This window comes from Hornefia butyriciproducens (assembly GCF_009695915.1).
GTDB lineage: Bacteria > Bacillota > Clostridia > Peptostreptococcales > Anaerovoracaceae > Aminicella > Aminicella butyriciproducens.
Window position 1 is genome coordinate 51,911 of record NZ_VUMZ01000003.1, and the last position, 25,746, is coordinate 77,656.

At 52.2% G+C, this 25,746-nt stretch carries 20 protein-coding genes and 3 tRNA genes; 20 read left to right on the forward strand and 3 right to left on the reverse strand.

What is annotated here, in order from left to right; genetic code table 11:
* Positions 1-22: 22 nt before the first annotated feature.
* The 14 genes from pheT to FYJ64_RS04005 all read left to right on the forward strand — a co-directional run bounded on the left by pheT (position 23) and on the right by FYJ64_RS04005 (position 13,258).
* Positions 23-2,467, forward strand: a complete 2,445-nt coding sequence (pheT, locus tag FYJ64_RS03940) for a phenylalanine--tRNA ligase subunit beta (RefSeq protein ID WP_154573944.1) — start codon at positions 23-25, stop codon at positions 2,465-2,467.
* A 23-nt stretch (positions 2,468-2,490) separates the two neighbouring features.
* Positions 2,491-2,952 carry a cell division protein ZapA gene (locus tag FYJ64_RS03945; protein WP_154573945.1) on the forward strand — a complete coding sequence of 154 codons (462 nt, stop codon included), beginning with the start codon at positions 2,491-2,493 and terminating at the stop codon, positions 2,950-2,952.
* A 3-nt stretch (positions 2,953-2,955) separates the two neighbouring features.
* Positions 2,956-5,340, forward strand: a complete 2,385-nt coding sequence (locus FYJ64_RS03950) for an endonuclease MutS2 (protein WP_154573946.1) — start codon at positions 2,956-2,958, stop codon at positions 5,338-5,340.
* A 17-nt stretch (positions 5,341-5,357) separates the two neighbouring features.
* Positions 5,358-5,816, forward strand: a complete 459-nt coding sequence (locus FYJ64_RS03955; protein WP_154573947.1) for a 2-thiouracil desulfurase family protein — start codon at positions 5,358-5,360, stop codon at positions 5,814-5,816.
* Positions 5,792-7,513 carry an arginine--tRNA ligase gene (gene argS / locus FYJ64_RS03960; RefSeq protein ID WP_154573948.1) on the forward strand — a complete coding sequence of 574 codons (1,722 nt, stop codon included), beginning with the start codon at positions 5,792-5,794 and terminating at the stop codon, positions 7,511-7,513. The genes FYJ64_RS03955 and argS overlap by 25 nt, the downstream gene beginning before the upstream one ends.
* A gap of 104 nt (positions 7,514-7,617) precedes the next feature.
* Positions 7,618-8,490, forward strand: a complete 873-nt coding sequence (locus FYJ64_RS03965; protein WP_154573949.1) for a radical SAM protein — start codon at positions 7,618-7,620, stop codon at positions 8,488-8,490.
* Positions 8,490-10,004: a B12-binding domain-containing radical SAM protein gene (locus FYJ64_RS03970; protein ID WP_154573950.1), complete on the forward strand. Its 1,515-nt coding sequence runs from the start codon at positions 8,490-8,492 to the stop codon at positions 10,002-10,004. The genes FYJ64_RS03965 and FYJ64_RS03970 overlap by 1 nt, the downstream gene beginning before the upstream one ends.
* The gene (locus tag FYJ64_RS03975) at positions 10,005-11,033 is read left to right on the forward strand and encodes a tetratricopeptide repeat protein (RefSeq protein WP_154573951.1); all 1,029 of its coding nucleotides are present in this window, start codon (positions 10,005-10,007) and stop codon (positions 11,031-11,033) included. It abuts the gene before it with no gap.
* Positions 11,034-11,042: 9 nt separating this feature from the next.
* Positions 11,043-11,984, forward strand: coding sequence for an AEC family transporter (locus FYJ64_RS03980; protein WP_154573952.1), 942 nt, complete (start codon positions 11,043-11,045; stop codon positions 11,982-11,984).
* Positions 11,985-12,101: 117 nt separating this feature from the next.
* The gene (locus FYJ64_RS03985) at positions 12,102-12,398 is read left to right on the forward strand and encodes a NifU family protein (protein ID WP_206045536.1); all 297 of its coding nucleotides are present in this window, start codon (positions 12,102-12,104) and stop codon (positions 12,396-12,398) included.
* On the forward strand, positions 12,395-12,778 hold the full coding sequence (locus FYJ64_RS03990; RefSeq protein ID WP_154573954.1) for a hypothetical protein: 384 nt from the start codon (positions 12,395-12,397) through the stop codon (positions 12,776-12,778). Before FYJ64_RS03985 ends, FYJ64_RS03990 begins: the two co-directional genes overlap by 4 nt.
* 186 nt (positions 12,779-12,964) lie before the next feature.
* Positions 12,965-13,039 (forward strand) — tRNA-Asn (locus FYJ64_RS03995).
* Positions 13,040-13,049: 10 nt separating this feature from the next.
* Positions 13,050-13,138 (forward strand) — tRNA-Leu (locus FYJ64_RS04000).
* Positions 13,139-13,182: 44 nt separating this feature from the next.
* Positions 13,183-13,258: transfer RNA gene (locus FYJ64_RS04005), tRNA-Met, on the forward strand.
* Positions 13,259-13,473: 215 nt separating this feature from the next.
* Here the strand turns inward: FYJ64_RS04005 and FYJ64_RS04010 are convergent.
* Positions 13,474-14,031, reverse strand: a complete 558-nt coding sequence (locus FYJ64_RS04010) for a hypothetical protein (protein WP_154573955.1) — start codon at positions 14,029-14,031, stop codon at positions 13,474-13,476.
* 497 nt (positions 14,032-14,528) lie between these two features.
* Here FYJ64_RS04010 and FYJ64_RS04015 point away from each other — a divergent pair, with 497 nt between their 5' ends.
* On the forward strand, positions 14,529-15,374 hold the full coding sequence (locus tag FYJ64_RS04015; RefSeq protein WP_154573956.1) for a MerR family transcriptional regulator: 846 nt from the start codon (positions 14,529-14,531) through the stop codon (positions 15,372-15,374).
* Positions 15,375-15,564: 190 nt separating this feature from the next.
* Positions 15,565-16,596: an NAD(P)H-dependent amine dehydrogenase family protein gene (locus tag FYJ64_RS04020; RefSeq protein ID WP_154573957.1), complete on the forward strand. Its 1,032-nt coding sequence runs from the start codon at positions 15,565-15,567 to the stop codon at positions 16,594-16,596.
* A gap of 225 nt (positions 16,597-16,821) precedes the next feature.
* Here FYJ64_RS04020 and FYJ64_RS04025 read toward each other — a convergent pair whose 3' ends face one another.
* Together FYJ64_RS04025 and FYJ64_RS04030 are read right to left on the reverse strand one after the other, a co-directional pair.
* Positions 16,822-17,757, reverse strand: a complete 936-nt coding sequence (locus tag FYJ64_RS04025) for an SIR2 family protein (protein WP_154573958.1) — start codon at positions 17,755-17,757, stop codon at positions 16,822-16,824.
* 5 nt (positions 17,758-17,762) lie between these two features.
* A complete protein-coding gene (locus FYJ64_RS04030) occupies positions 17,763-18,422 on the reverse strand; it encodes a GntR family transcriptional regulator (RefSeq protein ID WP_154573959.1) in 660 nt (219 codons plus the stop codon).
* Positions 18,423-18,669: 247 nt separating this feature from the next.
* On the opposite strand from FYJ64_RS04030, the gene FYJ64_RS04035 reads away from it, so the two are divergent.
* The 4 genes from FYJ64_RS04035 (at position 18,670) to FYJ64_RS04050 (ending at position 24,989) form a co-directional block, all read left to right on the forward strand.
* Complete coding sequence (locus FYJ64_RS04035) at positions 18,670-19,587, forward strand: phosphate acyltransferase (protein WP_206045537.1); 918 nt, start codon at positions 18,670-18,672, stop codon at positions 19,585-19,587.
* Positions 19,584-20,696 carry a butyrate kinase gene (gene buk / locus FYJ64_RS04040; RefSeq protein ID WP_154573961.1) on the forward strand — a complete coding sequence of 371 codons (1,113 nt, stop codon included), beginning with the start codon at positions 19,584-19,586 and terminating at the stop codon, positions 20,694-20,696. Before FYJ64_RS04035 ends, buk begins: the two co-directional genes overlap by 4 nt.
* 228 nt (positions 20,697-20,924) lie before the next feature.
* Complete coding sequence (locus tag FYJ64_RS04045) at positions 20,925-23,366, forward strand: S8 family serine peptidase (RefSeq protein WP_154573962.1); 2,442 nt, start codon at positions 20,925-20,927, stop codon at positions 23,364-23,366.
* Positions 23,367-23,384: 18 nt separating this feature from the next.
* On the forward strand, positions 23,385-24,989 hold the full coding sequence (locus FYJ64_RS04050) for a hypothetical protein (protein ID WP_154573963.1): 1,605 nt from the start codon (positions 23,385-23,387) through the stop codon (positions 24,987-24,989).
* The last annotated feature ends 757 nt before the right edge of the window (positions 24,990-25,746 follow it).

A 25,746-nucleotide genomic window follows, 5' to 3' on the forward strand; every position in this document is an offset into this window, starting at 1 on the left:
ATATGAGGAGGTCATAGCGGGAATGATAGTATCAGTTAATTGGTTAAAGGACTACGTCGATATCGATGTTCCGGTGAAGGAATTCTGCGACCGGATGATCATGTCAGGATCCAACATCGAAACCTGCACAGAAATCGGAACAGGAATAAGCGGCGTTAAAGTAGGAAGAATTGATAAAATTGAGAAACATCCGGATGCGGATAAGCTCGTGGTATGCGGAATCAACATCGGCGAAGATAATCTTCTGCAGGTGGTAACGGGAGCCGGCAACATCTTCGAAGGAGCTTTTGTTCCTGTTGCGGTTCACGGAAGTGTGATTCCTGGGCCGCTCCACGGCCAGCCTAAAACAGAAGGCGGAGTAAAGATCACCCGCGGCAAGCTGCGGGGAGTTGAAAGCGACGGCATGCTCTGCTCGGCGCAGGAACTGGGATTTGACGACAAAGTAGCACCGATGTTTTCCAAGGACGGGATCTGGATCCTGCCCGGAAACTGGGACGAACAGCTGGGACAGGACTTTGCCGAATGTCTTGCGCTGGAGGACAGCGTTGTGGATTTCGAGATTACTCCGAACCGTCCGGACTGCCTGTCCATGCTTGGAATGGCCAGAGAGGCTGCGGCAACTTTCGGAAAGACTGTGCGTTATCCTGACACGGAGTGTGAAAAGGCTGGGGAAAACGCGGCGGATTACATCCGGGTATCGGTTCGGTCGGAGCTGTGCAAACGGTATACTGCCAGGGTCATCCGGGATGTGAAGATCGGACAGTCCCCCTGGTGGATGCAGAAACGCCTGATGGCGGCCGGCATGCGTCCGATCAACAATATGGTGGATATTACAAATTTTGTTATGCTGGAATACGGACAGCCCCTGCACGCCTTCGATATCAGAAGCCTCGCCGGCGGCGAGATTATCGTGGATACTGCGAAGGAGGGAGAACATTTCACTACGCTGGACGGAACAGAGCGGACGCTGCATGCGGATAACCTGATGATTAACGATGCGGAAAAACCGGTGGCAGTGGCCGGCGTCATGGGCGGACTGAATTCTGAAATCGTGGAGGATACCGATACGGTTGTTATTGAATCGGCGAACTTCCTCGGAAGCAGTGTGCGTCTGACGGCCAAGGCCCTGGGAATGCGGACGGAGGCTTCCGGACGGTATGAGAAGGGAATTGATCCGAATCTCTGCTCTGCTGCAGCGGACCGCGTCTGTAAGCTTGTGGAAATGCTCGGATGCGGCAGAGTCCTCGACGGTTCCGTCGATGTTTATCCGAATCCGGAGAAAGCGCCGACAGTCATGGCGAGAGTGAGCCGCATCAACAAAGTGCTGGGGACAGATATTTCCCGGGAGCAGATGGTGTCCTACTTCAACGGACTGGAGATGAAGGTGGAAGGAGAAGGCGACGAAATGTACATCACACCTCCGACCGTCCGGCAGGATCTGCTGGAGGAGGTGGATTATGTGGAAGAGGTCGCCCGGATGTACGGCTACGACAATCTGCCGATGACACTTCCGGACACATCGTCGGCCGCGCCTTTCCCGAAGGACTGGGATCTGAGAGAGCTTGCCCGCGTGACCCTTTGCGGAATGGGTGCAAACGAGATTCAGACATACTCCTTCTCCAACGACAAAGTGCTGGATCAGTGCCGAATCGATCAGGATTCCTGGGAACGGAATTTCGTTCGGATGATCAATCCGATGGGAGAGGATACTTCGGCATTGAGAACGATCCTGACACCGGGAATGCTGGAGGTTCTGGGCAGAAACTACGCCAGAAATATTGAGGCTGTCCGGGCTTATGAGATCGGAAATACCTTTATGAAAAACCTGCTGGAACCGGACGGGCTTCCGGATGAATCCTGCAATCTGAGCATCGGATGTTATGGGGAAAAGGAGAATTTCTTTACACTGAAGGGAATAGTCTGTGCTCTGCTGGACAAAATGGGCATCGGTGAATTAACCTTTGTTACAGAAAGCGAGTATGGTCTCTATCATCCCGGCAGGTGTGCACGCATCATGACCCGCGACCGCAACGGAGACGATACAGAACTGGGAATCATGGGAGAACTGCATCCCGATGTGGCGGAGAACTTCGGAATCGGAACCAGAGCATACTGCGCGGAGCTGTTCTTCGACCTGATTCTGACACTGTCAGACCGGGAGGTGCAGTACCGCCACCCGCCAAAATATCCGGCAACATCCAGAGATATGGCGCTGATCGTTGATGAGGATCTGGAAGTCGGAAAGATTGAAGCGGCGGTGAAGGAGATGGAAGCCGGCATTCTGGAGGACATCCGTCTGTTCGATGTCTACCGCGGCGAGCAGGTCGGGCGCGGGAAGAAGAGCGTGGCATTCAGTCTGACCTACCGGAACAATGACAGGACACTGACCGACGAGGAAGCCGACAGAGCTCACGCAGAGGTTGTCGAGATGCTGAAAGAGCGCTTCCACGCGGTGCTGCGTGATTAAGGAACAAAGAAAAAGGAGAAACCATGGGTGACAAAGTAGAAGTTAAGATTTACGGACAGACCTACAGCATTTCCGGAGATAAGACTCAGGAGGAAATCGAGAAAATCGCGGATTATGTGGATGATCGTATGCACCTTGTCTCCAAAGTGATGGGACGGAACGGCACCGGCGCTGTCGCGGTGCTGTCCTCCATCAACATTGCGGAGGAGTATTTTGACCAGCAGGAGGAGATGGAGCGGCTCCGCGTCGCGAATCAGCAGCTGGAGAGAGATTCCGCGCATTATATCAAGCTCTGGGAGGATGCGAAAAAGAACTACAAGCAGACCCGGGAGGCGATGGAAAAACTGAAACTGGAGGGACAGAAGGAAGACAAACGGTTTCAGGAACTTCAGGCGAAATGCTCCGAGTTTGAAAATCAGATCTTCGATCTGCAGATGGAAAACATCCAGCTGAAAAGTCAGATAGAAAAGCTTCAGAAGGGCTGATGCATGAACGAAAAAGCGATTGATATTTTAGAGTACAATAAAATAAAAGAGCTTTTGAAGGACGAGGCCGGCTGTGAAATGGCGAGGGAAATGGCTCTTTCCCTGATGCCGGAGACAGATTCCCGGAGCGTATCCGAAGAGTTAAGGTCAACTACGGAAGCGGTTGACCTTATTGTGCGTAAAGGGCCGCTGCCTGTCGGCGGCATATATGATATCGCCGGGATCGCTTCTTTTGCGCGGAAGGGAGGATGTCTGACCATGAAGCAGCTGCTCCAGGTTCATTATGATCTTGCGGCGGCTTCCAATGTGATTCGGTTTCTGAAGGAGGACGTTCCCCCGGTTCCGCTGATTTCTTCTCTTGCGGAGCTGATTGTGCCCCATCCCGGGCTGGAGGCGGATATCGACCGGTGCATCCTGTCGGAGGATGAGATGGCAGACAATGCGTCTTCGGAGCTCCGCGGAATCCGCAGGAGCATCCAGCGTCAGAATGAATCTATCCGCAGCCGTCTGAACCAGATTGTGAACAGCCAGGCGAACAGACCCTATCTTCAGGACAGTATCGTGACGATCAAAGGCGGGAGGTATGTGATTCCGGTGAAACTGGAGCACAGATCCCGATTTCCGGGGATCGTGCACGATCAGTCGAAGGGCGGAGCGACTCTGTTCATTGAGCCTCAGGCCATAGTGAATATGAATAATGAGCTGCGTGAGCTGGAACTTGCGGAGCAGGCTGAAATTTCCCGCATTCTGCAGAAACTTTCCGATCAGGTAGGGGAGTGCTGTCATGATCTGCGCAATAATCAGGAGAATCTTGTGCGCCTGGACTTTATAATGGCGAAGGGGAAACTTTCCCTCCGTATGAAGGGTGAAGAACCGGAAATCAGCACAGACGGCGCGCTGGTGATTCGGGAGGGACGTCACCCGCTGCTGGATCCGGACAGCGTCGTTCCTGTTTCGGTTTCCATCGGGGAGGAGTATCGGACGCTTGTGATCACAGGACCCAACACGGGCGGAAAGACCGTGACGCTGAAAACAATCGGTCTCCTTGCGCTGATGGCACAGAGCGGCCTTCATATTCCCGCTTCGGGACAGAGCAGAGTTCCGGTGTACAGAGAGATTTTCGCAGATATCGGCGATGAGCAGAGCATCGAGCAGAGTCTGTCTACATTTTCCTCGCATATGAAGAACATTGTGGACATCGTCGGAAAGGCAGGAGAAAATTCTCTGGTGCTTCTGGATGAATTGGGAGCGGGAACAGATCCGACAGAGGGCGCGGCCCTTGCCATCGCGATCCTGGAACGGCTGTTCCGCAGCGGAGCACAGACGGTGGCGACGACCCATTACAATGAGATAAAAAAGTATGCGCTTTCCACTGACGGTGTGGAAAACGGCTCGATGGAATTCGATGTGGAAACCCTGAGTCCGACCTATCGGCTGCGGCTGGGAACACCGGGGAAGTCAAACGCCTTTGAGATTTCCGGCAAGCTGGGTCTGCCCGGAGATATTGTGGATCGCGCCGGAGAACTGATCGAGAGGGGAGATCTTGAGTTTGAGGACGTGATCTCCGCCATCGACAGAGACAAAAAACGGGCTGAGGAAGAACTGGCTGAAGCAGAGCGGATCCGTGCTGAGGCAGAACAGATAAAGGAGCGCCTGGCGGAGGAACAGGCGGAATTCAGGAAGAAGAGAGAAAACCTGATGGCTGACAGTCGTCAGGAGGCTCGAGAGATGCTTCGGGAAGCCAGAGCCACGGCGGACGAGGTACAAAAGGAACTCCGGGAGCTGTCCCGGATGGACAGCCTGGGGGCGCGAAACAAAGCCTTCGATCGCAACCGCCGCAGGCTGAAGGAAAATGAGAAAAAATACGCCGAACGTGTGATCCGTCAGGTCAACAGCGCACCTGTCAGTGCGTCTCAGCTTCGGATCGGCGACCGGGTCCGTGTTCTGTCACTGGACCAGAACGGAGAGGTGCTCACACTGCCTGACGACCGGGGCGAGCTTCAGGTGCAGGTCGGCATCATGAAGGTGACTGTAAATCTGGATGATCTGATGCTGGTAGTGGACGGGAAAAAAACAAAGGCGAAAAAGCCGGCCGCACGGAAAAGCTACGGGAGCATGATGAAGCGGAAGACGGAGTCGGTCCACAGCTCGGTAAATGTGCAGGGAGAAAATCTGGACAGCGCTCGGATGGATGTGGATAAATACATTGATGACGCGTATATGGCCGGGCTGAAGGAGGTCACGGTCATTCACGGCCGGGGAGAGGGAATCCTGCAGAAGGGTCTCCGGCAGTCGCTGAAAAGAAATCGGCATGTTGCATCGATTCGCCCCGGCAATTATAATGAGGGGGGAGAGGGAGTGACTGTCGTCACACTCAGAACAGAGTAAACAGAGTAGGAAGAAATATGTATATCATAAGCAGCTGCCTGCTGGGCAATAATTGTAAATACAACGGAGGTAATAACCGGAACGGGGATGTACTCAGATTTTATCAGACGCATTCCTGCTGCGTGGTGTGCCCGGAGACGGCGGGAGGTCTGCAGTCTCCCCGTCCGCCGGCGGAATATTCCGGAGACCGGATTCTGGATCGAACCGGAAAAGATGTGACCGAGGCTTTCCGGCGCGGTGCGGAGGCGTCCTGGAGGCACGTTCTGCGCCAGGCGGAGAAGCGACGAGAGCCCATTGAAGGGGCCGTATTGAAGGGAAACAGTCCATCCTGCGGAAGCGGATCGATTTATGACGGAACTTTTACCGGAACAACGATCCCGGGCGACGGATGTTTTGTACGAATATTAAAAGAGCATGGAATAGAAGTAATATCGGAAAAGGAGATCGACAGATGGTTAATTACAAAGAAGAAATAGCAAAGATAATCGCCGGACAGGTCAGCGAGCTGAGTGAGGAGGACGCTCTGGAACTGGTCGAGATCCCGCAGGATCCGGCAATGGGAGATTACGCGTTCCCGTGCTTCCGCCTGGCAAAGCTTTTGCGCAAGGCTCCGCAGAGCATCGCGGCGGACATCGCTCAGGCGATCGCGGACCGGCCTTTGTTCGAGAAGGTCGAACAGGTCAACGCATACGTGAATATGTTCCTGTCCAAGGAAATGTATACCAGATCAACCCTGGAGGAGGCGATGGACGGGGAAAACTTCGGAAAGACGAATGTGGGCGACGGAAAACTCGTGATCGTGGAATATTCCTCGCCGAATATCGCCAAGCCTTTCCATATCGGCCATATCCGCAGTACCGTGATCGGGAATTCCATCAATCTGATTTACCGGGCACTGGGCTACAAGGTCAGACGGCTGAATCATGTGGGCGATTACGGCACTCAGTTCGGGAAAATGATCGTCGCATACCGGCACTGGGGGAATGAGCAGGACGTGAAGGACAATCCGATTACCACGCTGCTGGGATACTATACGAAATTCCATGTAGAGGCGGAGAAGCATCCCGAACTGGACGATGAGGCAAGAAAGGCCTTCGCGGATCTTGAGAAGGGACAGGAGGAGGAAGTAAAGCTCTGGCAGTGGTTCCGGGAGGAATCCATGAAGGAGTTCAACCGCGTGTATAAGATGCTGGACATCGAGTTCGACGAGGTGGACGGTGAAAGCTTCTATTCCGATAAGATGCAGCGCTTCATCGATGAGCTGAAGGAGAAAGGACTGCTGGAGGAATCCAGAGGCGCACAGATTGTGGATCTGGAGGCGTATGGCATGCCGCCGGCGCTGATCACCAAATCAGACGGATCCACTCTGTACTGCACGCGGGATATTGCCACCGCCGTGTACCGGAAGGAAACTTACGATTTCTATAAGAACATCTATGTGGTTGCTTCGCAGCAGAACCTGTATTTCCAGCAGTGGATGAAGGTTGTGGAACTGCTGGGATATGACTGGGTAAAGGATTGCATTCACGTGCCGTTCGGAATGGTCAGCCTGGAGGATGGAACCATGTCCACCCGTGCAGGCCGTGTGGTCTTCCTGGAGGACGTTCTGAACAAGGCGGTGGAAAAGACCCGGGAGATTATAGCAGAGAAGAATCCGGATGCGGACGAGTCGTTTGTCGATGATGTGGCGCATCAGGTGGGAATCGGAGCGGTGATCTTCCAGGAGCTTTCGAATAACAAAATCAAGGACTATGTGTTCAAGTGGGACAAGGTTCTGAACTTTGACGGAGAGACCGGTCCGTATGTACAGTATACTCATGCGCGCTGCGCAAGCGTGCTCCGCAAGGCGGGCGAAGAGACTGCTGCGAAGGCGCGGAACCTGGATGAGGTGGACTTCAGCTATCTGAACAGCGACAGTGCATACGCTCTGACCCGGCTGCTGTACGCTCTTCCGCAGACCGTCGTTGAGGCCGGAGAAAAGTTCGAGCCTTCCATCATCACTCGCCATATTGTAAACATCGCTCAGGCGTACAACCGTTTCTATCATGATGAACACATTCTTTCCGAGAATGAAGAAGAGCGGGTGGCCAAGGTCGCATTGACCATCGCAGCCAAGAACGGAATCCGGAACGGGCTGGCACTGCTGGGAATGAAGGCGCCGGAGCGCATGTAGTCCGAACAGGGATTTTGTGAGCTGCCGTGACAGACTGTGCGGAACGCCGCGGTGTACGGTATGCGTTCCGGACTGAATCAGACAGAAACGAAATGGAGTAAATTTTGAGATACGAAGGAGATATCTACCGGCCGCCCAGCGAGGCTTACAGCCTGCTTGTTCAGGTAACGGTCGGCTGCACACACAACAAATGCACATTCTGCAGCATGTTCAAGAATAAGAGGTTTCATCTCAGAAATATGGATGAGGTCATGGAGGATCTGGAGGAGGCCAGAAAGCTCTACCGGTATGTAGAGCGGATCTTTCTGTGCGACGGGGACGCGTTATGCCTGTCCAACCGAAAGCTCCTGGTGATTCTGCAGAAAATTCAGGAGCTGTTCCCGGAATGCCGGAGAGTAAACGTTTACGGAAACGCCGCCGATGTGCTTCATAAAACGCCGGAGGAGCTGCGCGAGCTGTACGAAAACGGAGTGCGCATGATTTATATCGGTGCGGAGTCGGGGAGTGAAAAGGTCCTGAAGGATGTCTGCAAGGGCGTGACCGGAGCACAGCTCATCGAGGCGGTTCATAAAATTGAGGATTCCGGGATCCAGGCGTCAGTCACCTTCATTTCCGGACTGGCCGGCAAAGACGGATGGCGGGAGCACGCCATTGAAAGCGGCAGAATGATCAGCCGGATGAATGCGTCCTATGTGGCGCTTCTGACGCTTATGGTGGAACCCGCGGCACCTCTTTATGAAAAAATCCAGAGCGGCGAGTTCAGGCTGCTGTCACCGGAAGAGGTGATCGCGGAAACCTATTTGATGATAGAGAACATGAATCCGGAGAAGCCCTGCGTGTTCCGGAGCAATCATGCCTCCAACTATCTTTCACTGAAGGGCACCCTTCCGGAGGACAAGGAGGCGATGCTTGCGAAGCTGAGAAGAGCCATGAAAGACAGCGGAATGCTGAAGGATGAAAGGTTTAGGATGCTGTAATGAGAATTCTTCTGACGACATTAAATTCGAAATACATCCATACGAATCTGTCGCTGAAATATCTCTATTCCGTAGTGGCGGATTCCGGACTGGATGTGGAGCTCCGCGAATTTACCATCAATAACGAACGGGATCTCGTGTTCGGAGAAATCATGCGGGGCGGATATGATCTGGTGTGTTTCTCCTGCTATGTCTGGAATATAGAGCAGATCCGTTCCTTGTGCAGCGACCTGAAAAAGGCCCGCCCGGATCTCCGTATCCTTCTAGGCGGACCGGAGGTCAGTTATGAAAGCGAACGGTTCCTGAGGGACAACCCATGGGCCGATTTCATCATTCGCGGAGAGGGCGAAAAGCCGTTCTCCCAGTTCTGCCGTGAGCTGATCTCCGGGAACCGGGATTTCAGCAAGGTCAGCAGTCTGACCTACTGGGGCCTGGATACGGTTCTCTCCAACGAGGCGGGTTCTCTTCCGTATATGGACCGGCTTCCGTTCCCATACACCTATCTGGAGGTGGAGACGGACAAAATCGTGTACTACGAATCCGTCCGGGGATGCCCGTTCCGCTGCTCCTACTGCATTTCCTCCGTGGACAGCACGGTGAGGGAGCTTTCACTTGAGAGAGTGCGCCGGGACGTCGGATATCTGATGTACAAAAATATCCGTCAGGTGAAGTTCATCGACCGGACCTTTAACTACAACAAAGCGCGGGCCGGAGAGATCTGGCAGTATATTATCGACAAAGACAACGGAACCACGAACTTCCACTTCGAGATCTGCGGGGATCTTCTCGATTCGGATTCCTTCCGGGTCCTGTCCAGGGCACGGAAGGGACTTTTCCAGTTTGAAATCGGCGTGCAGTCGGCGAACCCCTACACTCTGCGGGAAATCAGCCGGAAGACCGAAACGGCCGAGGTTCTGCAGAACATCAGCAAACTGATGGAACTGGGGACCATCGAGGTTCATGTCGATCTGATCGCGGGACTGCCATGCGAGGATTACCGGTCCTTCGCGGAATCCTTCGATCGTGTGTATGCAGTTCATCCGTCGGTGCTGCAGCTGGGATTTCTGAAGCTTCTGAAGGGTACGAGGATCCGTAGGGAAGCGAGGGAGCACGGGTACGTATACAGGAACAAAGCACCATACGAGGTGATCAGCAATAAATACATGACTGCCATTGATTTTGTCAAACTGAAGATGGTCACGACTGTGCTTGACCTCTACTATAACCGGGGCGGATTTCAGCGCACGCTGGAGTTCCTCATTGAGGATATGGAAGTCACCCCGTTCCGATTTTTTGAGCGGCTGGCGGATTTCTATTATTCCGGAAAATATCATATGGCTTCTCATAAAAAGGAAGATCTGTACCGGATTTTGTACCGGTTCGCCATGAAGCAGGAGGCGAAATTAAGCGGAATCTCCACAAGAGCAGAGCATTTCCTGACGCTGGATATGATGGACGCGCTGAATCCGGAGGTCGTCCGGCGGTTTATGGAGAAAGGATGGGAACTGAAGTAAATGGAAAAAGAACAGCAGTTTAAGGATCGCATTTCAGATTATCTGATTCCCCGCATTGAAGAGGGGTTCCTGTTCGACGAGCTTTCGGACAATTATCTGAACCGGGCCGGTATCGGGGACATTATGAAGGATGTTCCGGTTCCGATCCGCAGAGCCGAGCTGGACCAGGGTCTCTCGACACTGGCAATTGCCCGCAACATGGCGTATGTGATCGGATGCGATATCAACTTCCGTTACGCGGAAAATTACAAGGCGTATATTCTGAGAACATTCACGTCGGATTTTGTGAAGCCCCTGATTAATGAAGGCGTGGATCTGGCGGCACATGACAGTTATGAAGAGGCGTGTATCCTGTTCAGGGCTGCGATCCTGCTGGATCCGGAAAACCGGGACGCGTTCTACTGCTACGGACGCGCGTGCAAAGACGCCTACGAGAACGGAGAAGGCGAGGAATATGTGGGACGGTTCAAGGCTGAATCTCTGGAAGCCTTTGAAAAACTCACGCTGAAAGCCCCTGACTATGATATGGGCTTTTATTTTCTGGGATTCGGATATATCAATCTCGGGCTGTACATCAAAGCAAAGCTGACATGGGATCGTTTCATGGAACTGTCGGAGGACGGCGAGCTTCGGGCGGAAATCCGGGGGCTTCTGGATAAGCTCACAGAACCCTGCAAAATTGAAGAGGGCTATAACGCGGTGCTCAGCGGACGTTATGAGGAGGGCATTGCGATCCTGTCGGATTATGAAGACGACGAGCGATTTAATACCTGGTGGCCGCTGTGGTATTATCTTGGCGTGGCGTATAAGGGCCTTGAACTGCAGGAAGAAGCGGAGCAGAGACTCCTGCGGGCTTTGCAGTATTCTCCCAGCAATACCGATGTGATGGGGGAACTCGTGGAAATCTACGATGCCTGCGGAAACGAGGAAAAGCGGCTTAAATACGAGAAGAAAATCCGTATTGTCCGGGAAAATGCAGAAAAGGACAGAGAAGAGAAAAGAGCGGCAGCCATGCCGGGGCTTTCCTGAGGAGGGAAAATGGCGACAGTTTTTCTGAAGGTTATAATGATTTTCTGCATCGTTGCTGTAGGATACGCCGCGAACAAAGCAGGCGTTCTTCCTGTGGAGTCGAACAAGTATCTGGTCAACCTGCTTTTGTATATTTCCATTCCGGCTATGATTATCGATTCCATGTCGGAAAATCCCCTGACGCCGGAAATGAAACGGGCGACATTAGAGGTGTTCCTGGGAACGCTGATCTGGTTTTTCGCTGTATGGCTGCTGGGTCTTCTGGTACTGAAGATACTGCGGTATCAGCCGCCTGAGGATCAGGGGGTCCTTCTGGCTCTGATGTCCAGCGTAAACAGCGGATTTATGGGATTTCCCGTTACGGCGTCGATTTTCGGCAGCCAGGCGCTGTATTTCATGGTCATCGAAAACTGCACCTGTGTTTTCTATCTTTACTTCCTGCAGGTTCTGCAGTTGAATTACGGTACAAAAAAACGGGCGGACATTCGCGCGGTGTTCCGCTCTCTCTGTAATATGTGCATGCTGGCGGCACTGATAGGACTGGTCCTTCTGATTACAGGAATGCGGCTCCCGGAAATCGTCTCGGATTTTTTCGGAATTCTGGCGGACGCAACAGTGCCGGTCTCTATGATTGTGCTGGGAATTCAGCTGAGCAACAGCAATCTGAAATCTGCCTTTACCGACCGGAAGCTTATTATTGTCTGCCTTGTCAACGTGGTGCTTGTGCCGGTGCTGACGTTCCTGGGCTGTAATTGGCTGCCTCTCACGAACTGGGCCAAGTTGACGCTGGTGTTTGCTTCGGCCTTTCCGGGCGCGGTGATTTCCGTTGCAATTGCCGCCAGGGAAAACAAAAATGCAGACCTGATGGCGAAGGGAATCGCAATGACGACGCTGATGTCGCTTGCAACTCTGCCGGTGGCCGCCATGGCGCTGATGGAGCTGTATATGTAGGCGGCCGGAACCGCAGCATGGGACACGCATGGAACACGTATGGAACGCATACAGGACGCGCATGAAAGGCATACAGAATGCGCATGGAGACACAGAAGGAAAGGAAACGGTGCTGCTATGATGCAGAACGAGAAAAGAGAACAGATACAGGCGCTTATCGATGAGAAGATAAATCCGGTGCTGGAGAGCCATATGGGCGGCATGGAAATGCGGGATTACCAAGACGGCGTTCTTACGGTGCGGTTTACCGGTACATGCGGCGGCTGCTATGCGGCAGAGGATACGCTGGAGAACGTCGTAAAAGAAGTTTTCCGCCGTGAGATGCCGGAAATCCGGGAGGTTTTGCTGGACAACTCCGTGGATGAAGACATGATGGCATTTGCCCGCTCGCTGATGAGGGGAGGCGGGCGATGACTGCGCCGGATGCGAAGCGGAAGGCAGATATGGCGACGGACACGGAGCCGATGACAGATGCGAAACCGATGGATATGACGACAGCACGGGAACCGGTGACAGACGCGAAACCTGTGGCGATCGGCGTCAAATTCTGCGGAGGATGCAATCCTCGATACGACAGAGGCGCGCTTCTGCGGAAGATCCGGGATGCGCAGCCTGACTGGTCGATTGATATCGCTGAACCGGGTACTGTCTACAAACATCTTCTGGTCATCTGCGGATGCACCAGCGCTTGCGCGGATATTTCAGATCTGACTGCGGAACGGATCTGTATGATTACTGCACCGGAGGATGCCGCGGCAATCATCAGATCAGAGTGCGGCGAAACCGCCGAATAACACTGTGCTGAACATCGAAACATAGAGTTACGGAAGCGGATGACGATACGAAAACGGCCGAAATCTGCCATTTCTGCTGAACGCGGAATAACGGTGGAAGAATACCCAAAAATATTAAATTTACCTGTTGACAAACCTACCGTTTATGCTATATAATACTAACTGTTGCGGACAAAGTAACGTTATTCCGAGGTAGCTCAATGGTGGAGCAACCGGCTGTTAACCGGTAGGCTGTGGGTTCGAGCCCCACCCTCGGAGCCAATTTTTTTCTGCCGGCGTGGCGGAATTGGCAGACGCCTGGGACTTAAAATCCCATGGGTAGTAATACCCGTACCGGTTCGACCCCGGTCGCCGGCACCATTACTATCACACAGAATGGGCGTCACAGCAACACAATATGATATCGCGGGGTAGAGCAGTTGGTAGCTCGTCGGGCTCATAACCCGGAGGTCGAAGGTTCAAGTCCTTTCCCCGCAACCATGTAATAAAAGACGGTGGCACAAGGCCACCGTCTTTTATTACATCGATTAATCAAAAGGACTTGAACCTGAAAAGGCCACGGCGTGAAGCCCGAACGCCCGGTGGACGTTCGGGCAGTCGTGTGTCCAAGGCCGCTGCAGAGAGCGGCCGCAGGGCGGCGGATGCGTAAGCATACGCGCCAGTCCTTTCCTCGCCCGGCCTGAGCATCCCCGGCTCTATAGTTTCGCGATATACAAGAGGAAAAATATACAGAATATAATTCCTACAACAAGTGCGATTGATATAAAGCTGATCCCTACCAGGGCGCCAACCGCGGAGTATTTAACGATCTTGTAGGCGCGCGGGTGCTTTTTTAGTTTGATCCAGGGCAGCAGCGGAATATCAAGGATAGCAAACATGTTGTAACGTCTTACCGGGTATGTTCCTTTTTCCTTCAGATCAATTAATCCGTTTTTGGAGAAAGGGCCGCCAAAATCACGTAGATGGTATTTTTCTTTTATTTCATCAATGGTTAGATGCTTTGCTTCCGCCTTGCCGGCTTTGTATGCATTCCAGCACCGCACCGGAGACAAGGAACAGGTACCACCAGGTTCTATTTCGCGCGGTTTGGGAGGCACCGGAGTGTAATAATTGATTTTTTCCGGTACGCCTTTAACGGCGGATTTACCGCATTTTTTCCGCGGCTCCGGTTTATGCTTTGTATCGCATACGGGTAGAATGTTTATTTTTTCAGGCACGCCGCGCGGCGTGCCCTTGTTTTTCTGTGTATTCATTTTTTTCGTTCCCTCTATTTGACACTGAATGCATGATATTAAGCAGACGGTTTTGTGATGTGTTTTTTTCTTCATCGCAGGCGCGCTTCGGTGTGTCTGACTGCACCTTAATTTCGTAAGCTTTGTGAATGCGTGCGGATAAAGCTCTGCTACACATGATTATAACCTCCGTTTTAATGATTTTCAATAGTTTTCAAATATTTACACTACTTGTGCCGCTTCACGCGCGACCCGGTAATCACGATCGCAGTCCCGTTCATCGCTGCGGAGCCGGGCAAAACATTGTCGATTTTTGTTACCGCTGAATCCATCATCTCGGTTGTAGTCTGACAAAGATGCAGATATAATGAAAGTACAGGGCAAATCTTCAGAAATGTACGGAAGTGCGGGAACCTGCGCAGAGACGGGGCGCCCGCCGTATTTCAGAGATTTTTCGGGCAGGAAACATACGCAAACCGAATGGTACGGTCTCCGTTCCGGGAAGAAAGGAAAATGATATGAAAGAGGGACTTCTCAGTATCGGTGAAATGGCGAGGCTGAATCACATCACTATTGCCACGCTCCGGCTTTATGACAGAGAGGGACTGCTGAAGCCGGCCTTTGTTGATCCGGATTCGGGATATCGCTACTACGATATTTATCAGAACGCCCGTCTGGACATGATTGCGTATATGAAGGAACTGGGGATGCGTCTTCAGGAAATTCAGACTGTACTCAGCACAGAAGACATTACCAGGATTGAGGCGATCCTGGCGGAGAAATATGAACAGATTCACAAAGAAATACGGGCGCTCGAGATCCGGCGCAACGCGGTGGAGCGCGCCATTCGCGCGATGGAACGTTACCGGAAGTCTCCGGTCAAGGGCACCATTTCGCTGGAATACAACGACCGGCGGTACCTGTGGTCGATTCCCGCGCAGAATAATTTCTATGAGGGCGATCTTTCAGACTTCGAGACCTGTCTGACGGAGCTTCGCTTCGCGCTGATCGAGAACGGCTTCCCCGGAATTCACACATACAGCATCGGAACGTCGATTGCCAGAGCCGATTATGAACGGCGGAACTTCGTCGCGGACAAAGTATTCATCTTCGGGGATCATACTCTCAATAAACTCCGGAAAGATATGACCATTGTAGAGAGCGGTATGTACGCCTGTATCTATACCGACCGGTATGAGGATGAACTCTCTTATGCGGATAGACTTTTATCCTATTGTGAGGAGAATCATTTTTCTGTTTCCGGGGATTATATCTGTGAGATTCTTTCTGAATTCAACGTCTTCGACGAGAAGCGCAGAAATATGTTCATCAGGCTTCAGGTACCGGTGAAGTTCCCGGAATGAGAGGGGTGCAGCCCGCCGTTTTTTTCTTTGTTCTATTGATATTCCGGGGGATATTCGATGCCTGAGCACGTATTAAACAGCCGCGAATGGTTGACAAAAAAATAACACTTTCCCCTTGACTCTCATCCGGGATCAGACTTTAAACTTAAGGTAAGAAAATCATACATTTATAGAAGATGGGAGGTAAAACATGGAAAAGATCAAAGTTGTGCAATATGGCTGCGGTAAGATGAGTAAGTATATTCTGCGGTATGCTCATGAACACGGGGCGGAAATTGTCGGCGCAATCGATGTGAATCCGGACATTATCGGAATGGATGTCGGCGACTGGGCGGAATTGGGAATCAAGACCGGGGTTTCCATTTCTGACGATGCGGATAAGGTTCTGGATGAATGTGACGCGGATGTGGCGATCGTGACATTGTTCAGCTTTATCAGAGACATTTATCCGATGGTGGAAAAGTGCGTTGCCCGGGGAATCAATGTTATCACGACCTGTGAGGAGGCGATTTACCCGTGGACGACGGCGGCAGCGGAAATCAACCGTCTGGACGCGTTGGCAAAGGAAACCGGATGTACAATTACCGGCGCAGGAATGCAGGACATATTCTGGATTAACATGGTGGCGATGGCGGCTGCGGGCTGCAACAGAGTGACAAAGATTAAAGGAGCTTACAGCTACAATGTGGATGAGTACGGAATGGCGCTTGCCAACGCGCACGGATGCGATCTCACCCCGGAGGAATTTGAGAAGAATATCGCCCATCCTAAGGAATTTGAAGCCTCCTATGCATGGAACTCTGTAGAGGCCATCTGTAACAAGCTGCACCTCACCATCAGAAGTATCGACCAGAAGCATGTGCCGATCACGCTGGAAGAGAATATTTACAGTGACACTCTGGGAAAAGACATTCAGGCGGGACGCTGCATCGGAATGTCCGCGGTGGTAACGGCGGAAACCATGCAGGGGATTACCGTGGAGGAGGAGACCATCGGAAAGGTTTACCGTCCTGAGGACGGGGATATGTGTGACTGGTGGATAAGCGGGGAGCCGGATGTGGAGTACCACGTTGTAAAGCCGGCAACGGTGGAACACACCTGCGCCACCATCGTAAACCGGATTCCGACGCTGATCAACGCCCCGGCAGGATATGTTACAGTGGACCAGATGGATCCGATCGCGTATCTTCCCTATCCGATGGAGTTTTATGTGGAGGAATAAGTCTTCTGAAAAGACGCTTTCTGAAGTGTAAAAAAGAACCGGGGCGGGTATAGCCGGATTTGCGCCTTCGATTCGATGGCGGTCGGCGGCTCCCGTCCGGGGCTTTTTTGTCGGCCTTTGCAGAGCCTGACCGATGGCTCCTGCTGCCGGTGCTTGCAGGGTCTGATCGATGGTCCTTTCTGCCAGCGTTTGCAGAGTCTGACCGACGGATCTTTCTGCCGGCGTTTACAGATATTGACTGATGGTTTCTGCGGTTCTGCGGTAATAGTCCGCGTAATCACTGCTTTCCAGGGACTCCGGGATGTATTCCACGGCGTAGGCTTCGCAGAGGAGCTGCTTGGCCAGGCATTTTCGCATATAGGAGATGCGCTCCACCGGTCGTTTCAATTTCTCATCCGTGGCGTAGTAGAGGCGGATGGAGCCATGTCCGAAGATCTTCTTGCAGTTCACCAGCCACCACAGGTCGGACTCTGAATAATCCATGCCCAGGCCGACGATGTATACGTCGCCAAGCAGGAAATAGTCTACCCAGGAGAGGGGGACAAAGGCTGATCCGGCTTTTTCGCGCCGCGCGATTTCCTTTGTGAAGACACGGGAGTAGTTGTGCAGACGGCTGATGGCGTTTCCGTAGTAGTAATGCCCCAGGATCATGGAGTCCGGCTGCGTCAAATCTCCGTGAATGTGCCAGATCGGTGCCGCATCCTCCATTTTGTAATATTGATAGAGGGCATAGGCATCCTCTTCTGACGCATCATCGACCGTTCTCATCTGAAAAGGCAGATAAGCCTTTGTACGGCAATTGAAAGAGGGGTCGATGGCCTTTTCGATTTCAAAGGTGTAATTGGTGGTCAGCACCGCGTCCCAGGGCAGATCGGTGAAGCACTGAAACAGCGCCTGCTGTGCCGGCAGAAGATCCGTGTCGTATTTCTGTGCGTTCTCCATCAGCCTGGTGTCGATCCGGTCTCCGGTGGCGATCACCGTCTGCAGCGGATAGGGCAGACTGGCGATGGCCCGGCGCTCCCGCAGCGAAAATTCCCGATAGCCCAGACCGGCGATCATGTCAGACCAGGAGAAACCTTCATATGCGCGATTCAGTCCGTTTCCCAGGAGGAGGACCCTGGGGGAAGTGTTCAGGTCGATTTCTGTCAGTGTCTGATGCATAGAAGTCACCCTGCCTGTTCCCCGTCCGGTGCGGAACCGCCGTCCATTCTGCCGTAATGTTTCATGATCAGCTGTCTTGCCTCCTCGTATTTATCGCCTTCGATGGCGCGGAGAATTCTTCTGTGCTCATCAATGATAATCAGACGTTCCTCATCCCGGATGGACTGGTCGTACAGTGCGACCAGGTAGAAGATGTCCATAACCTCCAGATACATCTTCAGCAGATAATCGTTTTCTGTGCAGCGGATGAAACAGCCGTCGAACTTCAAGGAAGTCCGGGTGTATTCGTGGAGAGGTGCTGTTTTGTGAGTTTCCAGCTGATGAGCCAGAGCCTCCCGCAGCATATCGCAGAGAGCGGCCTTTTTCCCGGTATGGATAATCAGCTCCAGGGCGCCCAGCATCAGCGCCTCCACGGCTTTTTCCACGGAGGCGAAAAGCTCAGGGGAATATTCGATGACCCGTGGCCCGGCGTTCGGCGTGACCTTGATGAGCCCGTCGCGTTCCAGCATGGAGAGAGCCTCCCGCACCGGCGTGTTGCTGACATTCAGTTCGGCGGACAGTGCCATGATGTTGATTTTTTCGCCCAGTCCAAGTTCCCCGGAAAGAATGCGCTGACGGACGATCGTGTAGATCTGTTCTCTGATTGTTGTTTTCTGGATGGTCATAGAATCCTTCTTTGTGCACAAAACATTATTTTAGTACAGTATACGGACGTGCGGATGGGATGTCAAGGGATGAAACGGTGTACAGATGATGGCATAAGCGGTGCACTGACGTCGGAAACGGTGTACAGTTCAATGGATGAGCCAATGGCAGCGCACGTATTGAATATTGACAGACGGGGGAGATGCGATATAATAAAAAATAGATTACGCATTATGCACGATGCGCGGAAGGCGGGTGATATGGAAGATGAAATACAGCAGTTTTTCTCAGATCGTAGAGCAGTGTCAGGCACATGAACGGCCCCGTCGGGTCGCGGTGGCGGGTGCTGCTGAGGAGCATGTTATACGGGCTGTGATCAGTGCGGCGCAGGAAGGTATCGCTGTTCCTGTTCTTGTGGGAGATGCGGCGCGGATCCGTGAACTTCTGGAACAGTTCGGCGAGGACCCGGAGCAGTACGAGATCGTGTACGGCAGGGATTCTAAAGACTGCGGTGAAAAGGCCGTGGGGCTTGTTCGCGACGGGTGCGCGGAATTTATCATGAAAGGCATGGCGGAAACGCGCGATGTGCTGAAGCCTCTTGTGAACAGGGAGAATGGAATGAACACGGGCAGGACGATGAATATTTTTTCCTACAATGAGGTTCCGCAGATGTCGCGGCTGCTGGCGATCTCCGACGGGGGCATGATTTTGTATCCCACTCTGGAGCAGAAACGGGATATCATTCTGAACGCAGTGGATATCTTCCACAGACTGGGCGTTGAAAATCCAAGCATCGCCGTGCTCGCCGGGGTCGAAAAGGTCAATCCGAAGATGCCGGAGACGGTGGATGCCGCAGCTCTGGAGGAGATGAACCGGAACGGGGAGATTCCGGGATGCGAGGTTGTGGGACCGGTCTCATTCGATATCGCTTTCAGCCGGGAAATCGCTGAGCGAAAGGGATTTCAGTGTCCCTACTGCGGCGATTTCGATATGGTGCTGGTACCGAATATGTCCGCAGGAAATCTGATGCATAAGGCGATGATTTTGCACGGAGGAACAAAGATGGCCGGAATCGTCACAGGTGCGAAGGTTCCAGTGGTGCTGACCTCAAGAGGGGCATCCGCAGAAGAGAAGTTCGTATCGATGGCGCTGGCGTCGCTGGTCGCAGGAAGGGGAGCATTATGAGTATCCGTCAGCTGATTATCAATCCCGGATCCACCAGTACGAAACTGGCGGTGTATGAGGATGAAAAGGAAACTGCAGGGGAATCTGTTTCTCATTCCCCGGAAGAACTCGCCGCCTGCGGCGGTCTGTACGAACAGATACCCCTCAGGCTGGAGGCGATTCGCCGGTTCCTTGACAGACAGAATCTGTCCGTTTCCGATTTTGATGATATAATGTGCCGCGGCGGCATGGTATGGGGAATAGGAACAGGCGGATACCGGGTGAACGATGAACTGGTTACCGCGCTGTCTCATGAGGAGTACGCATCGCCTCATGCCTCCGACCTGGGAGGCATTCTCGGTAAAATGCTGGGGGATGAAGCCGGTATCGACGCATATATTTATGATGCGGTTACGGGCGCATCACTGCCGAAGGTGGCTCAGATCACGGGTTTTCCGGAGATTATACGGAGATCCAGCTGCCATGTACTGAATATGCACGCGATGGCGGAGCGCTTTGCGCAGGATCAAGGCGTGACATATGATTCCCTCAGACTCATCATCGCCCATATGGGCGGAGGGGTATCTCTTTGTGCTATCGAGAACGGGCAGATTGTAGATTCTATCGGCGACGATGACGGCCCTTTTTCCCCGGAACGCTCCGGGTTCACGCAGATCCTTCCCATCGTTAAACTTTGTTACAGCGGAAATTACACCTATGAGGAAATGAAATCCATGATTCGCGGAAACGGCGGACTGAAGGCGTATCTGGGAACCTCTGACGCTAGGGAAATCGAGAAAATGATTGCGGACGGGAACAAAGAGGCTGCATTGCTGTACCGGGCACAGGCCTACCAGATTTCCAAGGGAATCGGGGAACTTTCTATCGTGCACAAAGGAAAATGTGACGGAGTGATCCTGACCGGAGGTCTCGCGTATTCCGGGATGCTGACGGCGATGATTGAGGAATACGCAGGTTTTATCGCGCCGGTGCATATTTATCCCGGAGAACATGAAATGCAGGCGCTGGCTCTTGGCGGACTCAGGATCATGACCGGAAAAGAGGAGAGCAGAGAATTTCATCTTGACGATATCAGAGCCTCCGGTCAACTGACTTTTGACGCGCCGTAAGCTTCTGAGCAGGGCGATTGACAGACAGTCCCGCATCGGATAACAGGACATATCGGATTTTATATTGGAATTTCAAGCATCTTCTGCTTGTAAGCTGCCGCTGAACGTGACGAAAAAAAGAAAACACTTGACAGGTATTGCGAATTATAAGAAAATTATATGGAAGGGTGAAGCGAATGGATCTTCATCCGGAGGTTAATTTTCACGGCTATTGGGAAAGGAGACGAAGTGAAAGGAAGTAAGATTATCGTTACCCTGTCGCTTTCCGCAGCACTGATCATCAGTCAGGGTTGTGGCGTTTTCGGGTTGGAAAAACCAGAGACATCCGGCCCGGAAAGTAATGTGGCGGCCAGACAGCAGACCGCATCGGAGCTGCTCAAGGGAAGAAAGTATGCGAAGCAGGAACTGATTGTCACATATGACGACAGCACCTCGAACAAAAGTATTCGGAAGAATGTGGAGAATCACGACGCAACCGCGGAGAAAATCATCACGGCCAATGAGGATGAAAAGGCCGTCAGAGTCAAACTCGATCAGGGTGATTCCATGAAGGAAGCGATTCAGGAATTTCAGAATGACCGGAAAGTTGTGGATGTACAGCCGAACTACCGGTACAGAGTCAGGAACGACGACCCGTATCTGAACCCCTCCCGCGCGGCCAAGTATCAGTACCAGATCAGTCTTCTGGACGCCAGGGGCGCATGGGATATTCTTTCGGGGTCTCATGCGGTTACAAAGGTTGCCGCGGTGGATACCGGAATGGATGCGAAGCATCAGGATCTGCAGGCGAATATGACATCTTCCGCCTATGTCAGGACATTGAACGGACAGAAAATCACCTCGAGGGACGACACCTCTGACCACGGAACACATGTGGCCGGAATCATCGCTGCCGACTATGGGAACGGATACGGAGGAGCAGGTGTTGCCTCCGGATATAAAAACGATCTGGTTAAATTCATGATGGTGGGAGGCAGTCAGGATGGTGAATACTTCTACAGCTTTGACATCGTCAACGCCATCAATTATGCTGTCGACAACGGCGCCAGAGTCATCAATATGAGTTTCGGAGGCGAGTCGAGAGACCGTCTGCAGGAAAAAGCGATTCTGGACGGAGTCAACAACAGACAGGTTGTTTTTGTCGCGGCAGCGGGAAATGACGCAAACGATGCATACAACGATCCCGGGAGCATGGGCGAGGTCATCGATGTTGCGGCGGCAGATGAGAAGGGCGTGTTCGCCAATTCCTACAGCAACTACGGAACCTATGTTGACGTGATGGCGCCGGGAAGCTCGGTGCTGAGCACCACGCCGGGCGATTCTTATGAAATGATGAGCGGAACATCCATGGCTTCGCCGATGGTGGCTGCCATTGCGGCCATGATGCTGGACGCAAACCCGAATCTGACGGCAATGCAGGTTCAGAACATCATCAAGGGATCGACCGTGAAGCCTGACGGATTCAGCAAAGACCGCGGCGGATACGGGATGGTGAGCGCGAAAAAGTGCGTGGAGAATGCCAAAAACGCCAATGCTTCGGTGGAGGCAGAGTCGATAACACAGAAACTGAAGGAGGCAACTGTTACCGCCGGAGATGATATCTGTCTGGAATACAGAGTTCTGCCTGCGACGTCTTTGTCCAGGGTGACCTGGTCCAGCAGCGATGCATCGGTGGCTTCCGTGGATCAGAACGGCAGAGTCACCGGAAATACGGCGGGAACGGTGACCGTTACAGCGAAGACGGATAACGGGAAGACGGCGGCCTGTGAGGTTACAGTGAATAAAGCCGTACCGGTCGAGTCTGTGACAGTCAGCAGCAAGGAACTGCCGTCCAGCCATGAGCTTGCGGTGGGAGACAGCGTGTATCTGAAGGCGAGGATTATGCCGGGAAACGCCAGCAATAAAGAAATTTACTGGAAATCTGACAACGAATCTGTCGCGACTGTAGACGAAAGCGGAACTGTGGAAGGCGTCGGAATCGGAACCGCCACCATCACCGGATACGCGTTTGCGGCTCCGGCGGCGGCACTGTCCGAGAGCAGTCCGAAGATGATAAAAGGAAGTATCAGCGTCACGGTGAAAAACAAGGCGGAGAAAATTGTCTTCACAAAGTCCGCCAAATGGATTCCGATGGGAAAGACATTTGAATTCGGAGCTGTTCTGCAGGATGAAAACGGAAAAAGCGGCTCAGACATCATTGCAAACGATCAGATAATCTGGTCCGTCAATGATCGCACGGTAGCTGCCGTCGATTCTGAGACGGGCGCGGTCACACCGAAGAAACCGGGAGTGTTCTATCTGACCGCATCCTACAGCAGCCTGCCGGGTGAGGATGCGGATGTTACCGTATACAAAAAAGTGATCGTCGCGAAGAAGACGTACAAAGGAAAGAGCGACTATAATCTCCGGCAGTACGGAAAGAAGAAGAAAACATCAGTGAAACTGAAGTGGAAAAAGAATCCGGTCGCCGCTGGGTATATCGTCAGTCGTTCTGATTCCAGAAACGGAAAATTCAAAACGGTGAAAACGATTTCGTCCGGAAGTCGCGTGACATGCAGCATCAAGACGAAGAAAAACGGATATTACAAGGTAAGAGCGTTCTATAAAGATGGCGGAAAAACCTGTTATTACGGGTATTCCAATGTCGTAAAGGCGGTAGTTAAGAAATAGCAGAGAGGCGGTAGAAAGATGTTAAAAAAGACGATGATCGCGCTGCTGATCGTAGTGATGACGGTTACATTCATGCCGTCTCTGGCCTTTGCGGCTGACAGCGGTTCTGCGAAAACGAACACGAAAACAACCGGTAAGGTGAGCATCGGTAAACAGAAACTCAGCAAGAAGAAAATCGGTGCGATAATTCGCAACGATGAGGAAGACGTTTCTCTGACGAATATCAAGGAAATGCTCAGGGACGCCATCAAATCCACCTGGAACGAGTCTGTGGAAGAGGAAGAGGATTATTGTCCCGAGGTATGGAATGAGATGCAGACCGCTTACGACACGGTCATGAAGAAGGTGAATGACGCAACTTCGGCCGATGAGATAATCGAAGGATATTTCTTCTTTTTCATCATCGTTCCCGATGAGATCCTGGAGCCGATTCAGACCATAGAAGCTCTGGGAAGCCAGACCAAGCAGTATGTAACCGGGGCGTCCGACCTCAGGGATATGAAAACGGAACTGAAGAAGGATGCGAAAAAAGCCCTTTCCGGCTACAAGGCTTCAGATTATAACTCCTATTACCGGGGGCTGATCAATGACAGGAGGGCTGAACTCGCAGAGAAAATCGATAAGGTCAGCACCTTCAGAGAATACGCCCTTGTCGCGGCTGAGGTTGAAGAAATCGAAGAGAACGAGGAAGACTCATACATCGAGATCGACGAAGATTCTGAGGATGAAGAGGAAGGAATCTCCGTCGGAAACTGGGTCTATACGAACCAAGAGATGTCTGCTGCCCGGAAGCTGCTGGTAAAATGGGCGAAGGAATACATCCGTCAGGATCTGCCTGATATGGGCTACAAAGGAAAGAAGGACGCGTTCGACGGACAGCTGAAGACCTTTAAGGCGCAGATTAAAAAAGACGAGATTATGACCGTCATGCTGAAACGGTACGATCACTTCCTTCAGGATGTGACAAAGGCTGCGGGAATCGATGAGTCCCAGATGGAGGAAGCGTCCGGCGGAGACATTGTCCGGCTCAAGAAAAAGATGAAACAGATCTTCTATCAGTACAAGAAGCGGGATTACAGCAGTGATAACTGGGATAAGCTGGGGACCATCTATGAGAAGTATATCGACAGGGCCGACATGATGTATCTGCAGGTGCAGGTACGCGACAGTGTTGTCGATGAGATGAAGGCCGAGATGGACAAGGTTCCGGATAAAAAGAAGGAACTGAAGAAACTGAAGGGGAAATACCGGAAGAATCTGAAGAAATACCTGAACGGGAAAAAATATAATCAGAAGAAGGCAAAGCCGATTGTCCGCAAGGCGCTGAAGGCGGTCAGCGACAGCCAGGATCCGGAGGAGCTGCGTAATCTGTACAAGTCATATACGCGTGCTCTGAAGAAGACTCTGCGCAGTTTCCGGATTAAAACCGGCAAGAGCGGAGCAGGTACAGTGAGCAAATCTAAAACAGTCAAATACGGCAAGAAATACGTCGTGAAAGTGACGCCGCGCGCCGGTCACCGGACGGTTTCGGTGAAAATCGACGGGAAATACAGGAAACTGAAGAACAAGTACACGTTTAAATCAGTAAAGAAATCCCATACTGTCTATGCTGTGTTCCAGTAACCCGGGAATTATGGCATGACAGCGGGAGACCAGGCTTATCGCTGAATGAACAATGAACGGTGCGGCCGTGGGAAACCTTTTCCGCGGCCGTTCTGTTTTCCGCGGCCGTTCAGCTTGTGGAGGAAATAATACATTGAAAATTCTGTTTTTGGCTTGACATTTCTTTCGATTGTGCTAAAATAAAAACAAGAAAAGCGAGAAGCAAGGAAGCGTAAAGCGACGAAGCAGGTTCGCTTGAGATCAAGTCATATCTTGGCTGATATGGCGTATGAAGGAGGGTGAGTCCACCAGAAGTGTTTGAGCAACAGAATAATTGAGCCGGTTACATCATTGGAGCCAGGGTTATCCGGAAAGGAGATCAAGGTTCTGGGCTGAAGAGGAAAGTTTCGGGAACTGCGGACGGGCAGGGACGAAAGACGGAACCTTCGGAGTGAAATAAGATGTAACCGGTCAATTTTTTTGTATTACTTTTTTTTTTCTGTTGCTTTTTTTCTTTTCGCGTAGTATTATGTTTGCATCACGATGACGAGAAGAGTAAGTTCGCATCCCGGTTCGCAGAGAGGAGTGGACGGTGGGAGCATTCCAGCCGGAGCGTACTGAAGACCCCCTCTGAGTGGCACCAATCATGCCCGCGTGGCTGCGTGAAAAGCCGAAAAGAGCGTCGGACGGCACAGAACTGGCGAGACGCGGCGGAAACGCTGCGGTTTAATCCATCGCCTGAGAACAGCCCGCGTCGTCCGGAAGATGGGTGGAACCG